Consider the following 15,806-nt stretch of genomic DNA (forward strand, 5'->3'; position numbering starts at 1 on the left):
TATGTTTTTCGCCCAAAGAATCAACAATTCTTTTCAAGTGCCATCTGGGTGCCGAATGGGTGTTATCCTTATTAATCTTCATCAAACGCTTTAACGGCCTCTTCCTGAAGTGACGGTGCAACATGGCTATAAATTTCTAATGTAAAGCTCGTTTAGAATGACCTAATCGTTCACTCACGATTTTAGAATGCATTATTTTTTTGAGCAAGTCCGAAGCGTGAGAGTGGCGCAAGTCACCGCCAATAAAACTTCCTATTATTCCATTGGTAATTACCCCTGCTATGTAACTAAAAAACCCGCACAGTTTCCCAAAGGAATAAGCGGGTTTTTAGCCTCCTACAAAATCAAGCTGATGTTTCCATGGACGCCTGTACTGCCGGACTAATTTCAGTGTGTGGATAATTGATCCGATCCTCGAATTCTACCCAGTCGAGATTGGCCACCAGAAGCAAGTAGCGTTTTCCGTTATCCGGGTCGCTGATGATGATGTGGTCACGGCCAGCCGTTTCCACGCGTCCATGATAAACCATTGCATTCCATCTGCTGTTTCCTTGGTAGGTAAAATAGAAGGTCCCAACCTTCCCTTTGTTGAAACGCAGGATATTTTCGATGAATGATTCTTCCACCACGCCTGTCGGTAATTGCTGCCCGGTCCCCATCGGCATCACTGGAACGGAATAGGCCGGTCCAGAAGGCGTATTCATCGGGAAGCCTCCTGGCTGTTGCATGGTCCTGCTCCCCATTATGGAAGCCGGATAATAACCTGGATAAAAATTCGTTACATAATAACTGGAGTCTCCATATGTCATTTTAAGATCAGCTCCTTTCTATATTTAGCGATAAAACTCTGGGCAATAGCCCGGTACACCTACGTAGAAACAATGATTTTTGTGGGCAAATTCGAACTGCGTCATGGGGGATCTTGGCATCGTCTCAGTACAAGGAGCTCGAAATTGTCTACCCGGACTGGGGTTAAAAAACCACAAGCTCATTCTGGCTCGAGGATCCCTGTAACCTTGCAGTAAATCCCTGGCCCTCTGGAGGTCTGATTCGTCGGGGCGCTGTGTATACAAAGTTCCGTTTAAGACGGGTTCGAAATGAGGAATACCAGTTCCAGGGATCGTTTGATAAATCGCATGCCTGATATTGCGCAGATTTTTGAAGTCCGGTGCACAGTCTGCCTCGACCCGATTGGCCACAACCGTTCCTACCATGTTCATTCCTTGGGCCCCTTCACCGATCGCTTCCGACATCATGAGCCTCGCTAACGATTCCACATCACGAGAAGTATGTTTTATTTGCCTTCCCATTTACTCACCCCCTTCAGCCTATACAAGTAACTTATTGCATGAAGGTGGTTTTGGCAACTTGCCTATCAGCCCAAACTTGTGGAGTTAATCCTCAACGAAAAAGCATTGTCCTGCTTCTGTGGGAAAGATGGACAGGTAATCTTGTTCTGAAACATTAAGATATGATTTTAAGCCCTAGATATATCCTAGAGTTTCTTTTTATAGTAGTTAAACAAAATAAGTGAGTGTGTTTTAAATTTTTTCACTCTAAAAAGAAGAGACCCGAAGTACGAAATTTCGTAATACAATAAAGTATTAGGAAATCAAACTCCTTATAATAACTGGTGTCTAGATTGGTGCCCATTTTTGGGAATTTAATGATAACGCCAAAGATTGTATATTATTTAGAGCTTATTATATAGCACATTACAGGAATTAATGACACTAAAAATACTTACCACCGAGAACTTCAAAACCTCCTGGGAGGCGCGTGCCGTCTCCGCTAGGTTCAATTCCCAGGCAGTCCCGCCACCAATAGGTCTTATCTAATAAAACTAGGGTTACACATTCGTACTTTCCCATTCATAGTTGCCTCTTACAAAACTTATATTTACATCTTGATCTTGCATCAGTTTAAAAATATTCTGACTCCACCCTGTTGTAACGTTATATTCAATTAATGGATAAATCTTTTTAAACTCTTGTAGTATTTCTGGAAGCTTATATCTCATCATAAAATTAGCGGCACCAATTTTTATCGTACCTGACACAGGACTGTTCATACTATTTAATAAGCTTTTCATATTGTCCATACGTTTCATTAGCCGTTCAGCTTGACTAGCTAAATATTCTCCTTGAGGAGTTAATTGAGAACTACGATTAATTCTATATAGAATTTTGACCCCTAATTCCTTTTCTATCTTTTGTACTCTTAAAGTGATCGCTGGTTGAGTAAAAAACAGTTTTCTAGCAGCCTTTGTTATATTCCCTTCTTTTATTATCATTGATAATATTTCCCAGTCTTTTTATTCATTTTTACCTCCTATTAATAGAATAAACCCAAACAATCTTCTTAATATATAGCATTTTTTGCTTTAGCTGATTTAAGGAAAAGTTCAAAACTGTTCCCTTACCCAGCTCCTTGACAATAAAATACCTTAGTATTCCCCTGCCAAGTTGTCCGCTGAACTGGCTATAGCCCCGAGGTGTTGATATATAAATAAATAAGATCTATCTCATAATTGAATGTAAAATTTAGGGACAGACCCCTTTCATTAAGTCTTAGATAACTAAATTAATTCTAAACTTGCGACATTATCCACATAATTTGAGTAGTAATCGCAGACAAAATGATGTAGTAGTGTTTACCTTTTAAAGCAGTGTGTTCATCCAATAATTCCCGTTTGTAGAATATCTTTACTTCTATTGAATAGTATATTTCTACTGTGCAACAAAGATGCTGAAGTTTTTGCTGCCATCTAATTTAACATAAGCACCTGACTGTTTAAGATTAATTCATCTTACTTTATACGATTCACTGTGGTAATTCATACGAAAAAATGAGCATAGGATCTATTATCTCAATGCTCATTTTCATCCCATTTTTGTAGTTGAAGATTGCTGACTTTATTATATACAAATTTAGGAAAAAGCGGTACATTGTTAGTTAGTTAGTAGTAACTTCGCCAAAATCTTTCATTATATTTTTAACTTTTTCAATCTACGATCTAATAAGAAGTTACCGAATGGAATAAACGCAACAAAAAATGCTCCAATAGTATATCGGAATGGCCATCTAACGGTGAATACTACGTATATGATTCCAATGCAATAAATTAAAAATATGAATCCGTGAATGCTACCCATGACACGTACTGCTTCTGAAAACTCAAAAAAATACTTTAAAGGCATAGCTATGAACACCAATAACAATAATGAACTACCGTCTAGTAGACCTATCAATCGAAATCGCCCTAATGCATTATTGAGCATTGTTTTCCTCCTAAGATTTTTACTGACCTTTCCATTTTGACTGAACATTAATTTAAATGAATTGAAACCTAATCATCTTATAACTCAAGCATAGTTATATTTCTTCCTATAGGAGATTAAGAAAATAACACAAACAATGAGTGAAAGAAACACAGCAAATGGTACAGCGAGCCATATACCCTCTATCCCCATCATAATTGGCAATACCAACAACCCGGTTAATACAAAAACGAGTGTACGCATAAGAAAAATAACGGCCGAGATCTTGCCGTTGGAAAATGGGTAAACAACGATGACGTAAAAATATTAAAGCCCATCATCATAAAACCAATACTGAAAATTTTAAAGCCATCAACTGCAATCCTATAAACGGCCCCTTCCTGCGGAGCCATAAATCGTGTTTGTTTTTTAGTTAGTATGTAGTAATCATCAGAACCTCTTCGGATGATAGCAATATTATCACCTTGACACATGTATATGCCCATGTATCTTTATTCTTATCATTTGCAGCTATTGTAAAAAAGCATAGTCATTCCCTTAAGTCCGATAGGTGTTTGTTACTTCTACGTTTTTAAGTACCTCTTTAAGTTTTTTAACTTTTTTCCTCCCAATCTCATTCGACCTTACTTCCATTACTTCCGCCCCAAGGTAACCAGAACTAATCGACGGGCTGCCAACCAAAATTTTCTCACGACTAGAGCAGACTTATATGCTTAAACAAATCTAAAAGAAATATATGAAATAAAATTTATTCAAAGTAGTACTCTGCTTTAAACAATGCCTGTTCCAAATGCAGTTTATATTAATTAATTGGCGGTTATCTTATACCAATTATTTCAAAATCCAATAGTTAAGCTCAAGATGAATTTATACAATAAATGGCTTATCCTATTCTGGATAAGTTCCCTGTAGTTAAATAAGAAAAAAGCCCCTACATTTCGTAGGAGCGTATAAAAAACATTTACTTTTCTGCTGAGATTATTAAGAACATAGGTCTACGGAGTTCATCTTTCATTTCAGGAATACTTTTTAACGTTTCCTCAGAGGGAATTGGTTCCTTGACTGTCCTTATATTAAATCCAGCAAGAATTAAGTCATTGATATAAGTTGTAAATGTACGATGGTACTTTATAACGTTTTCTGTTAGGAATGATGTTTCACGTAATCCTTCCAATTGGTAGTTGTCAACTGCCCAATGCAGACGATTCCCTTTGTCATCATAATACCAATCTTGTTCATTTCGTGAAGTGAAAATTGGATGTTCAACTGAAAATACAAAAGAACCTCCAGGTTTTAGACAATCATATACCTTTTTACAAATTGATTCAAACGACTTTATATAGTGAAAAGCCAAAGAACTAATGACAACATTAAATTGAGAGTCTGAAAAATTGATGTCTTCAATTGGCATTTTAATGTAAGAAATTAAATGATCATTAGTCATTTCCCGAGCTTGTTGAAGCATTTTTTCAGATAAGTCTATTCCAATAACAGACCTTGCTTGCTGTTCACGGGCATAACGGCAATGCCAACCGAAACCGCATCCCAAGTCAAGTACACTTTTATTTCTGAGTTCAGGTAAAAGTTCTTTTAATACGTGCCATTCTCCCGCGCCTTCAAGCCCATTGACAGAACGTGCCATTTTTTTATATTCAGAAAAGAAATTCACATTATCATACTTGTTTTGCTTCATCATTTATACAACTCCTAAATATTAAGATAGCCTCCTAAAATGAATACAACATATTTCAGGAGGCTATCTATCTCCTTCTAACCATTTCTTTCACCTCATTAAAAATAATATACTTAATATAACACAGTCTTTATTCAACTTAACTGCCCAATAAGTGAATAAAGGAAAATCTGAAGATCAACTGCTCGTTCTTCAGCTTTTGCCCCCTATAATAAATAACACTTTCTTTATCTTTCTTTATAAATGCAGCTACAATAATATTCACTAATATTCCTACGCCAAGAAAACCTGAGAAATAAATACTTCGAATTGCTATTCCGAAACCTCCACCAATCACATCAAGAGAAGCAAGAATTAAAGGAACGAAAAAAACTAAAATCGCTAAAAACATAAGTATTATTGTTAGTATAAACCTTTTTGAATAAGGAACTTATATTGTCCAATAAACAAAAGCATAATTATGAACAATGGTAAGAAAAATCCCACGATAACATTTAACAATGATGTATCCAAGATAATACTCCTTTAAACCCGTGTATTCGTACATAAGCAGAAATCCATCTTAAACTCTACTGCCACTTTAAGAGTTAGACGGAATCAACTTAATTTAAGTTTCGAGTAATTTAATTTAACTGCCCAATAAGTGAACAAAGAAAAAACTGAAGATCAGTTGCCTGATCTTCAGATATTTCCCCTTATACGGAAGACTCGAAATCAAGGTATCCCCTAGATCGTCTTTACTTTAGCCGCCATTAGTTTTACAAGTATATTAGAAATGTGCTCCGAAGATTTATGATATGAATATGGAATAGGTAGGTTCTTCAAATGTCAGAATATTATCTTCAGAAAATCCAACTTTTAAATAAAACCTTCTCCCTGCTTCATTTTCTGGATGAACAGTTAAACGTATACGGTTACAAGCAGGATTTTTATGTTTAATTTGTTTCATTAATTCTCTTAATGCTTTTGAGCCTAGTCCGTTTCTTTGAACTTTTTTATCTATGAAAAAATGAAAGAGCCAATAATCATCTGTACTATCTGGCGTATAATGCAAATTGAAAAATCCTACCATCTTTTTTTGATAGTAAATACCATATGGCTCAACCATTTTCCCACCGGGTCTTATATATGCTTTAGCAAGTGCAATAACAACTGGAGGATTAACTGATGCAACAAATTTCTGTTGCTCTTCGTGTACGGATAGTTTAAGTGCTTCTCTCCAATTTTCTGAAGTTATTATTTTTAATTCTATAAATGACACCCACTACTCACCTCCATACATATTATTCTGTTTTTTACAACTCTGGTTATTCTAGAGTATGTATGGGAAGCACTAACTCATTCATTCGATAAAAGCCTTACGTCATCATATAATACTTTTACCTGTTGAATATATAAATCAGGGCTTCTCTATAAATAACTTTCATTTTCTTTCCTCCTTAAAGTAATTTTCTTAGGGGACACTAATTCGCAACTTCACCACACAAATCATCTCTTTAGCATCCTAATTTTTATTATAGCTGGTTTATAAAGTTTCAATAAAAAGAGCGTTAATTCCTTCTTGGATTAACGCCCCCGATTGTGGAATAGCTTAATTCTTTTAAAAAAAGTTCTTGTTTGATGTGATACTTAACTGAATCTCACCCGTTTGTTCAACAAGGAGGTTTTAGAAAAGGGATTATAATTTTCGCCCTACAACAAACCATAATTTTAAATTTTCCTTATGACCATCAGGATCAGTTTCAGTTTGAATATGTAGTTTTTGTTCTTGGATTTTATATGTTGAACATAGCATTTCTTGAATTTCATCTTGTGTATAAAAGTGTAACGTTTTTCCATGGCTAATAAAGGTATTTTTCTCAACTTCTTTACCTACACTAAAATTCTTTGTGTCCGATATTGAAATACAAGTAAAAATCAATAGACCATCTTGTTTTAATAACGAACTCATTTTTGACAAAAGCTTACTCCTTTCATTTTCAAGAAACAAATGAATCACATTAGAAAGGTATATAGCATCATATTTTTGTTTTATAAAAGTTAAGGTAAATAAATTACTTGAAAAATAGTTTAAATCATTAAGCTTAAGTTTATTGGCTTCATTCATAGCGTGATTGATGGCTACATCAGAAATATCAGTAGCAACGACATTAAAGCCTTTTTGAGCAAAATATAGACTGTTTCTACCATAACCACAACCAGGAACCAAGATATTGGTTACATTATTTTTCTCAAGGTAATCTATAGACATATCCGCAGATGGGCAAGGCTCACTACCCCAAATTTCACCATCTTTAAATCGTTCATTCCAATATTTTTTCTGTTGAATCATTCGTCTCTACCTCAATTCATCAATAAATTATATTAATTATTTTTGTATCTTAATTACTTCTCTATTACCGTAAAGACATATTTACTGCTTCAAGAGCATGTATATAAGTTGTGTCAAACAGAGGAACTTCGGAATCCTCTGGTTTTATCAATAATCCAATTTCTGTACAGCCTAATATAATTCCTTCAGCTCCCTTTTCAATTAAATCTCGGATAACCTTTTTATAATAATCCCTTGATTTTTGTTGAACCTTCCCTAAACATAACTCTTCATAAATAACTTTGTTTACGATTTCTCTTTCATTATCATTTGGTACCATAACTTTTATACTGTTAGACTCTAAGCGTGATTTGTAAAAGTCTTGCTCCATCGTATACTTTGTGCCAAGTAAACCTACGGAATTAATTCCTTGCTTTTTAATTTGTTTAGCTGTTGCATCTGAAATATGCAAAATAGGTATACTGATTTTTTCCTGTATGTCACTAATAACCTTGTGCATGGTATTGGTACAAACTACGATAAAGTCTGCTCCCCCTTTTTCCAAAGAATGTGCAACATCACCCAATGTTTCACCAGCCATTTTCCAGTCACCTACTGACTGATAACGTTCAATTTCTTCAAAATCAACGCTGTATAAAAGGCATCTTGCAGAATGTAACCCCCCTAATCTTCTTTTCACTTCTTTGTTAATAATCCGATAATACTCAACAGATGATTCCCAACTCATTCCACCAATAAGACCAATAACCTTCATGTTATATCCCCACCATATTTTTTTATTCTTCCCTTAGTTTAGCATCAAGCAAGTTTTCTTGTTCAAATAAGCGTCATAACATCTTTTTATAAACTTCGATTTACTAACGTATAACCCTTTCTCGTATTCCGTAAAATGGCACGATTGCTTAATACCAATTATTTCAAAAATAGGTTATTAACTCCATCTTATATTCTATTAAAAAGGACACTTACCTTATTACAGATAAACGCCAGATAGTTGAAGATCATTATTAGAAAATGGTTATCTAACATTTAATAAGGGACTTCAAACCAAGCCCCTTTTAGCACAATAAAGATTAAGCAGAGTAGACGGAAACAGTTGGTAAAGATAATTTATTCCAACCAATGATCTGGTTTTTCTAAGAAGTTTGGTATTTTCGTATGGACATTTCCTTTAGCTGAATTTATTTGAGATTGTGTTAGAAAAATAGCACCTGTTAAGTTCGCATTACTTAGGTCTGCATCTCTAAGGTCAGCGCCAATAAAATCAGCTTTTCTTAAATCAGCATGACTTAAATTAGCTGCTATCATTAGAGTTCCTCGTAAACTAACCCCTTGTAAATCTGCCCCTTTTAGATTGGCTCCTAAGTAATCTAAACCCTTCTTTATTCTTTTCTTTTTACTTTTTTTAATTAGATCTTCACGAAACACTTCACTTGTTTTCAGTAAAAAAACATTAACTTTACTTCTATGTGCGACAATGTCTAACTTTAAAATTTCTTCAGGCGCTTTCTCCGTTAATTTTAACGTTTCTTCATAAATGTTTTGCAGACTTGAATGAAATGACTGTGTTTCTTTCAAGCTTAGAGCTTGATTGAGATACCAAAGCATTTCATGAAGTTGTTGAACGAGTGGAAATACCGCAAACATTTCTATGGCACGCTCTGAATTAATTCTCCAATCACCACCGGCATAGATAGTCTGTGATACATGTTGTCCGGCTCCAAAGCACTCATAAGAAACACAACCACGAAACCCTTTTTCTCTCAATTGATCATGTATATTACAACGATTATCTAAACATAAATTTCGACATTGCTCTCCACCGTCTTTATTGAATGGAAAATCTGCTGATTTGGCATAAGGTAAGGCTACGCAACATAACCCAAAACATTTATTACAATCTGATTTTAAATAATCATTCATTGATAAGACACTTCCGCATTCCCTTAGATTTATTTCAAGTATAAATGAAAGACTTTTTATTTAACACATTTAAAATGTAGTTTATTCCCAAGCAATCTGACTAAACTGTAAAGTTGTTAACTTAAACTGAACTGCTCCGTTAATTTAATACAATTCTTCACAACTTCTAAACTTTAACCTATATATAGCCAATTTCCTTTAAAACTGTTTTTCCAGAATATGGCACGATTGTAGAATTACAGAACGGGCATATTCTTAAATAACTTTATTGAATGTAACAACTTTATTGTCAATCAACAGCCAATTGTTCTTCAAGACGATCAAGCGTTGATTTTGCGCCCTTAATGGCTCCATACTCCTTAACCGCTTTGTCAAGTTCCACTGCTGACTTGAAGAGCATCCGCATGGTGAGTTCGGTCTTATTGCCTTGATCGGAAAATGTTACCGTTACTTAAAAATGTTCGTCCTCTCCATCGCCATGGAAGTAAACGAGTCGCTCGCGGATAACGACTTTTATGAAGTGAATTTTATTGTCATAATCCACACCATCGGGTCCATGCATGACGTACCGCCATACACCGCCTGGCTTTACGTCTATTTCTTGAACTGTAATCGTAAAGCCTTTTGGTCCCCACCATTGCGGTAAATGTTTAGAGTCAGTCCAAACCTTATATACCAGCTCACGTGGAACATTAAAGACACGATTGATAATGAGTTCCCGATCTTCTACAGAAGTTAAAACAGTCCAATATGGCAGCCGTCAAAGTAAAGGTTACTATCGTGAACTAAGCTTTCCAAATGAGTCCATAATTTGGTCCCAGTCTTCACTATGAATCTCGTGTCCTGATCCATGAAGAGTCACTAATTCAGCATGGGGAATGGCTCTTGTAAGAGCAAGCCCATGCTCGTATGGTAGAGCTGGATCTTCTGTGCCATGAATAACGAGTACAGGTACGCTGATCTCACCCATTCTATCATAATACTCGTCTCCGCCTTGCAGTAAGGCATGATTAAATCTGCTCGGTAGCTGTTTGGCGCGGGTCGCCTCTCTTTCTGCCAATTTATATATTCTTACCTGCTCATAAGGTTTCGAACCACTTAAAGTTTTCCATCCATCCGCCAGATAGGGAATTACCGCCTCCCGATTTGACCAATCTATGGATGTTCTCTTCGCATGATGATCCATTATGCTCTGATCCATTGGAGGCAATTTTTCCATCTCAGTTCCGAACACACTTGACGCAATTAGGGTAAGCGTAAAAATGCGCTCTGGATATCTCAGGGCAAGAATCTGGCCTATCAAACCACCCAAGGACATTCCAACGATATGGGCCTGCTCTATGGAATAAGCATCCAGGACTCCAACCGCATCGTCAGCCATGTCCGTTATTGTATAGTTGGAAGTACCAGGCTCATAAGTGGAGGATCGTCCCAGATCACGATGATCGTACCGAATGACAAATCTCCCCTGATCAGCAAGGCGGAGACAGAAACCCTCATCCCACCAGTCTAATGAAGACATCGCTCCCATGATTAAAAGCACAGCAGGGTCCTTAGAGTTTCCAAAACTTTCTGTACATATATCCACTTTATTTATTTTCAGAATCTGTTCGCTCATGTTTTTTACCTCCTTTAAAATGTTAAATAAAATGGAAATCATTCCTATATTTATTTCTATAACATTAGGATCATTCCCTCTTCTACCAAAATTTTCTTTTCTCTTATGATGCTATGCGATTATTTTTTTTAATTATAGGTAGTTGAATAAAATAAATGTTTAATAGTTAGTACCTTAAAACTAATACCTTTTGAAATTCATCTACAAATGTGATTGATAAAACAATCTCTAAAACCTCCAGTTATGTTATTCCATTATACGAAATGGCCTTTTGTTGAAAAGATAGAACCACAAGATCTTAACCCTCTTTCTTATAAGGAAATAAAAAGCTTGCAGACTCCATTCATTCTTTAAACAGGTCTGCAAGCTTATAAAATATAAATACCTTTGGGAAGTTAATAAAAACTCTTTATCTTCTTATTTCAAAAAGGCTTGGTAATACCGGGTCATCGCGACCGCAAAATCTCCACGTGTGACTTTCTCATCTGAATTAAAGGATGCCCTGATCACTGGTTTCAGATCATAATGGCCTTGTTCAGTTGAGAAATAGGCATTGAGGATATTTAAGTCAAGCGCAAGCTGCACATAACCTTTTAACTCTTCCGGTACGTTTGCACCATCATCAATTACAATTCTTTCATCTTTGTACTGAACCGTTAATTCCCCTTTAAATTGCTGTGCTTCTTCTTGTAATCCAAGTGACTGAACAAGAGAATAAGCAAGCTCTGCACGGCTTACCCCCTCGTTAGGAGCAAATTTCTCTTTGCTTCCATCGACCAGTATAACAGGATTCTGGTTATGACTTTCATCACGAAAAGAACTGCCCTTGGCCGTCGCAGCCTCTACAAATGCTTTATCTTCGTCTTTTACATCAGTGAAAGGACCTTTTGGATCTAAAGGAAGGGATTGACGGATTTCAGCACCCATTACCAAGTATCGGGCAAGATGCTTTCTGTCCAAGTGGGTATCCGGATTGAAATTGCCACTGGAAAGACTATCAAAGAAACGTTCCTTTACTCCCATTTGGATGGCAGAAGCAGCAGGATGTCCGCCGATATCGTTTAATTGATTCCATCCTTCAGTTGAAATCGAACCAACTCTATTGTGGATTCTTCAAGGTTTCGATCATCCCAGCTTGTTCTCCAATGTTTAGATGGAGAAAAGTCATTTCTTTTTCCTCAATGCTTTGTAATAACGACTAATTTTCACATTAATTATTCAAATGTGAGGAAAGTCCCTGTCCAATAAGGTTTGCAGACACAGGCTTTTTCCCTACTTCCCTTGCCCAAATTGATAATTGTCCTCTATGGTGAATTTCATGGGCAATGACATGTCGTATAACCTCACCCCAGGTATCCGTTACAATTCTTCCATCTTGTAGGGTATCGTAAAATAATTGATTTTCCATACTCTCATCCCAGTTGTTCACAAAGTTCTCCACTTCCGTTCGAAATTCAGCGTCCAATTTTCGCACCTGATTCAAGCTCTTATAATTATCAAAACTCTCCTCAAAGTCTTTTTTACCTTGTAAAACGCGTATCCAACTCCATTCTACATCAACTATATGGAAGAGTGTATGTAGTATACTACCTACTCCGCCAGTTCGGTTGCGTAGAAGATCTTCTTCACTTAGCTCCTCACACCACCGATACCATTCTTCTCTGACCATCCAGTTATATTGAAAAAATGTTTGCAATGAAACCCCTCCATATTTCAAGAATATGTTGACTAATAAAATACTTCTGATAATAAAACTAAACTAACTCCAGTATTACTATTCCAACTAACCAGTATAAATTCCTTCTTAAACAATCATGACCGTAAGTTTAAGGTGAAAATTTCCATATTCTTTATACTAACAAATATCTTATAGCCAAGCGTTCTTCGATAATCCGGCCATATACAAAAAGACACGTTGCTCAATAAACGCGCCCGATTGTTGAACAAAAAGCTTATTGTTTCACATATCTATTCAACATAAAATTCGTTATTCCGTTATTGTAACTGCCATTACTCACTTAGTTGTCTATAGATATGGATTGATGAACTTCCTCACTCTGTACACGAGATTTTCTTTGGTACTGCAGGACGGTAAGACCTAGTGAAATACCCCAAATTAAGAACAATGAATACCAAATGTAACCCCAAATTATAGGATGTATAATTGAATCTTGATAAATAAATTGTGGGGAAGATGTTACACGACCAATTTCTATAAAAAACCTTAAATAATAAAAACCGAGACCCCAAAACGTCAACCCGACTGATGAGATCCAACCAAGTGTAAGCAGCATTAAACGAGGAAGTCTTCGACCCCATGGTTTAATAAAAGAAAGTGCAAAAATTGCTGCAAGAACAGCCACGAAGCCCATTGTCCAAAATCCAATCGCTATTGACCAAATGTTATTAGGGAACGATTTATAGTCACCTGGAAAAGCTACAGATATTCCCATCCCCCACCAAAGATGTGGTGCAGCGTATAAGAGTGCCGAAATACATGCCACATAACCCCAAGTTGTTGAATTCGGTTTCACTTTGGACATCTTCTTTCGAAACTTCAATAGATCCACCCCTAATATTACTTTTTATTCATTTTATCATGGGATGAGAAAGAAAATGAGTGATGTATAAAAATATTAATTTGAATTGTATATAATGATCCTGATCGGAACTATCATAAACGCCATTTGAGCCAAGGGATTTAAACTTGTCCCAATTTATAGTTATACAGAATTTTATATACTGTTAAAGTTTGATTAAAATTTTTTTACAAGTTCGCATTCTATGGTAAACAAATAGAGTCCATTTTGAAAAAAGATTGATCAAAATGGATTCTTTTTTTGTTATTGGATGTTTAGTTTTTATAAAAAAGTTTAATCATTTTCAAACCTGCGACCTGCGTTGCTCCAGAATCGCGCCTAATTATGGAAGATCTTCGTTTTAATAAATAAAATCATAATCTCGTAATAACCTACTAAAGCATGTTCCCATTTTCTTTATGTGTTTGTGCAATGAAAATCTAAATGAGATTAGCATAAAAATAAAGTAAGAAGGAAAGCATTAAATATCAAGCGTATTGGTACCAATCCACTTCACCATTTCGGGATCCCTATGAGAAAAAAATAAGCTGTCTTTCGTCTATTAATTTGTTTTAATTTACAAACAATAAAAAATACGAGAAAAACTGGATGGATAATCCAATTTTCACTCGTATGTTTAGGAATAAATATTTCTGACCTAATATATTTTACAATAATATCCAAAAGGTAAAAATGTAGCTTTGAAAGTTGATCAAAAATCCTTTCAAATCCTCATATTGCTGAGTTTATCAGCAAATAAAGTTTAAATATCTAGTAGATATTTCTTCAGTTTTTCCTTTGTCTTTACATTTGCAAAAGAGGCTTGCACGCTATTCATGTATATTTGTTTATACTCTTCATCACTCATAGTAAATTCATTAGAGACTAAATCACATTCCTTCGCCATAGTTGTATCTGATACCGTTCTGTTGTCCGTATTAACGGTTACTTTTATCCCGTCCCTGTGAAAATCGCAGAATGGATGATCACTAAATTGGTTTACTGCTTTCGTTTGGATATTACTTGTTGGACACATTTCAAGCACTATCTGTTTTTCCTTTACAATGTTATAAGCTTCTACACAGTCTTTAATAAATACACCGTGTCCAATTCTTTCAGCCCCTAACCATTCAACAGCCTCAAGCACATTTTTTCCGATTCCAGTTTCACCGGCGTGGATCGTGACTCTGTAGCCATATTCTCTAGCCAATGCGATTGGTTCAATAAACTTTCCGCAAAATCCTTCCTCTTCGGAAGCACACAAATCAATCGCGACAACCCCTTTTCCAAGAAATATCTTACCCCTTTCGACGACCTCAAAAGCACTTTCCACCGACATCGTTCTCATACATGACAAAATGATATTTCCTTTAATATCAAATTGTTCTTCTGCCTCTTTCATTCCCTCTATCACACTTTGAATGATCTCTTCTACAGATAATCCCATTCGCGTATGAAGTAATGGGGCAAATCGAACCTCCATATATTTCACATTTTCCTTTGCTGCATCTTCAAAAAGCTCAAAGGTAATTCTTTTTAAATTTCCTTTTGACTGCATTACTAAATTAGGGATGGAAAATTTTTTTAAATATTCATCTAAAGACTCGCAGTCTAACGGGGCAATTAGTTCTTTTTTTATCTCTTCCTTATCAAAGGAAGGTATACTGATGCCTTCTCTCTTTGCGATATCAATGATGGTCTCGGGTCTAACACTCCCATCCAAATGGCAGTGAAGTTCAATTTTAGGCATTATAGAAAAATTCATTGTTGGACCTCCTCGATTTTCAAAAAAAAAAATCCTGATTACGAAGAAAATACAAATAAAATGCTTGTATCTTCTTCGTAATCAGGATTTATTGGTTCCTGGTAGAGACCTCCAAACCATATTATTGGAGTTATACGAATTTGAGTATATATTACTTTTTTTACAACGATAATAGAATTTATCTTTATTGTCAAGGAGTTAGATAGATCTCCTCACATAAAATGAAACACTAATTTCAAGATATAAATGTCTGTTTTATATGTAGAAGCAAACATGATAGCCTGTGTCATTTTATTTGACGGCCTCACAATACTTCCTCCATATTATTATAGTATTTTGTATGCTGATTAATTACTCCACAATCCGGCCCTAATTGTAGATTGAAGATCTATTGCAGAATGGCCCTATTTAGGTGATGAATAGTACTATGAGTAGAAACATAGAAACAAATAAACTAAGATAGCCATAAGCGTTTAGTCTTTTTTGAAATTCTTCTAATCCCATAACCAACATCATTAAACCTAAGAGGAATAACATGTATGGTTGCAGCCAATTATTTTCAGTTAGTAAGCCATAACCTGCCATAGTAATAGCTTATTGCTAAAATAATTCTTG

The 15,806-nt window shown here is 35.5% G+C and carries 16 protein-coding genes, 2 pseudogenes and 1 riboswitch; all 18 genes and pseudogenes read right to left on the minus strand.

Annotated elements, in window-relative coordinates; genetic code table 11:
- Nucleotides 1–71 precede the first annotated feature (71 nt).
- A pseudogene (locus tag AC6CIB_RS04675) lies at nucleotides 72–235 on the minus strand (tyrosine-type recombinase/integrase); the annotation flags it as partial.
- A 109-nt stretch (nucleotides 236–344) separates the two neighbouring features.
- Nucleotides 345–809 (minus strand): spore coat protein GerQ, encoded by a 465-nt coding sequence (gene gerQ, locus AC6CIB_RS04680; RefSeq protein WP_498278325.1) that lies wholly within the window; start codon nucleotides 807–809, stop codon nucleotides 345–347.
- A 24-nt stretch (nucleotides 810–833) separates the two neighbouring features.
- Complete coding sequence (locus AC6CIB_RS04685) at nucleotides 834–1,310, minus strand: cell wall hydrolase (RefSeq protein ID WP_498278326.1); 477 nt, start codon at nucleotides 1,308–1,310, stop codon at nucleotides 834–836.
- A gap of 539 nt (nucleotides 1,311–1,849) precedes the next feature.
- Nucleotides 1,850–2,302, minus strand: coding sequence for a LysR family transcriptional regulator (locus tag AC6CIB_RS04690; RefSeq protein WP_498278658.1), 453 nt, complete (start codon nucleotides 2,300–2,302; stop codon nucleotides 1,850–1,852).
- A 685-nt stretch (nucleotides 2,303–2,987) separates the two neighbouring features.
- Nucleotides 2,988–3,329, minus strand: a complete 342-nt coding sequence (locus AC6CIB_RS04695) for a DUF3817 domain-containing protein (protein WP_498278327.1) — start codon at nucleotides 3,327–3,329, stop codon at nucleotides 2,988–2,990.
- Nucleotides 3,330–4,242: 913 nt separating this feature from the next.
- Nucleotides 4,243–4,974 (minus strand): class I SAM-dependent methyltransferase, encoded by a 732-nt coding sequence (locus tag AC6CIB_RS04700; protein WP_498278660.1) that lies wholly within the window; start codon nucleotides 4,972–4,974, stop codon nucleotides 4,243–4,245.
- 139 nt (nucleotides 4,975–5,113) lie between these two features.
- Entirely contained in the window at nucleotides 5,114–5,365 is a 252-nt protein-coding gene (locus AC6CIB_RS04705) for a hypothetical protein (protein ID WP_498278328.1), read from the minus strand.
- Nucleotides 5,366–5,764: 399 nt separating this feature from the next.
- The gene (locus AC6CIB_RS04710) at nucleotides 5,765–6,235 is read right to left on the minus strand and encodes a GNAT family N-acetyltransferase (RefSeq protein WP_498278329.1); all 471 of its coding nucleotides are present in this window, start codon (nucleotides 6,233–6,235) and stop codon (nucleotides 5,765–5,767) included.
- A gap of 417 nt (nucleotides 6,236–6,652) precedes the next feature.
- A complete protein-coding gene (locus AC6CIB_RS04715) occupies nucleotides 6,653–7,306 on the minus strand; it encodes a class I SAM-dependent methyltransferase (protein ID WP_498278330.1) in 654 nt (217 codons plus the stop codon).
- Nucleotides 7,307–7,370: 64 nt separating this feature from the next.
- Nucleotides 7,371–8,060: an aspartate/glutamate racemase family protein gene (locus AC6CIB_RS04720; RefSeq protein WP_498278331.1), complete on the minus strand. Its 690-nt coding sequence runs from the start codon at nucleotides 8,058–8,060 to the stop codon at nucleotides 7,371–7,373.
- 356 nt (nucleotides 8,061–8,416) lie between these two features.
- Nucleotides 8,417–9,229, minus strand: coding sequence for a pentapeptide repeat-containing protein (locus AC6CIB_RS04725; RefSeq protein ID WP_498278332.1), 813 nt, complete (start codon nucleotides 9,227–9,229; stop codon nucleotides 8,417–8,419).
- 289 nt (nucleotides 9,230–9,518) lie between these two features.
- Nucleotides 9,519–9,986: pseudogene (locus AC6CIB_RS04730) on the minus strand (SRPBCC family protein).
- An 18-nt stretch (nucleotides 9,987–10,004) separates the two neighbouring features.
- Complete coding sequence (gene mleCBF / locus AC6CIB_RS04735; RefSeq protein WP_498278333.1) at nucleotides 10,005–10,847, minus strand: CBF family alpha/beta fold macrolide esterase; 843 nt, start codon at nucleotides 10,845–10,847, stop codon at nucleotides 10,005–10,007.
- Nucleotides 10,848–11,264: 417 nt separating this feature from the next.
- Nucleotides 11,265–11,807 (minus strand): hypothetical protein, encoded by a 543-nt coding sequence (locus tag AC6CIB_RS04740; RefSeq protein ID WP_498278334.1) that lies wholly within the window; start codon nucleotides 11,805–11,807, stop codon nucleotides 11,265–11,267.
- Nucleotides 11,808–12,057: 250 nt separating this feature from the next.
- Complete coding sequence (locus tag AC6CIB_RS04745; RefSeq protein ID WP_498278335.1) at nucleotides 12,058–12,543, minus strand: DinB family protein; 486 nt, start codon at nucleotides 12,541–12,543, stop codon at nucleotides 12,058–12,060.
- Nucleotides 12,544–12,865: 322 nt separating this feature from the next.
- The gene (locus AC6CIB_RS04750; RefSeq protein ID WP_498278336.1) at nucleotides 12,866–13,408 is read right to left on the minus strand and encodes a DUF3995 domain-containing protein; all 543 of its coding nucleotides are present in this window, start codon (nucleotides 13,406–13,408) and stop codon (nucleotides 12,866–12,868) included.
- A 781-nt stretch (nucleotides 13,409–14,189) separates the two neighbouring features.
- On the minus strand, nucleotides 14,190–15,191 hold the full coding sequence (gene add / locus AC6CIB_RS04755; protein WP_498278337.1) for an adenosine deaminase: 1,002 nt from the start codon (nucleotides 15,189–15,191) through the stop codon (nucleotides 14,190–14,192).
- A gap of 58 nt (nucleotides 15,192–15,249) precedes the next feature.
- Nucleotides 15,250–15,349, minus strand: a riboswitch (purine riboswitch).
- 250 nt (nucleotides 15,350–15,599) lie between these two features.
- Entirely contained in the window at nucleotides 15,600–15,776 is a 177-nt protein-coding gene (locus AC6CIB_RS04760) for a DUF3953 domain-containing protein (protein ID WP_498278338.1), read from the minus strand.
- Nucleotides 15,777–15,806 lie beyond the last annotated feature (30 nt).

The sequence above is a fragment of the Rossellomorea sp. GQ25 genome, assembly GCF_059758515.1.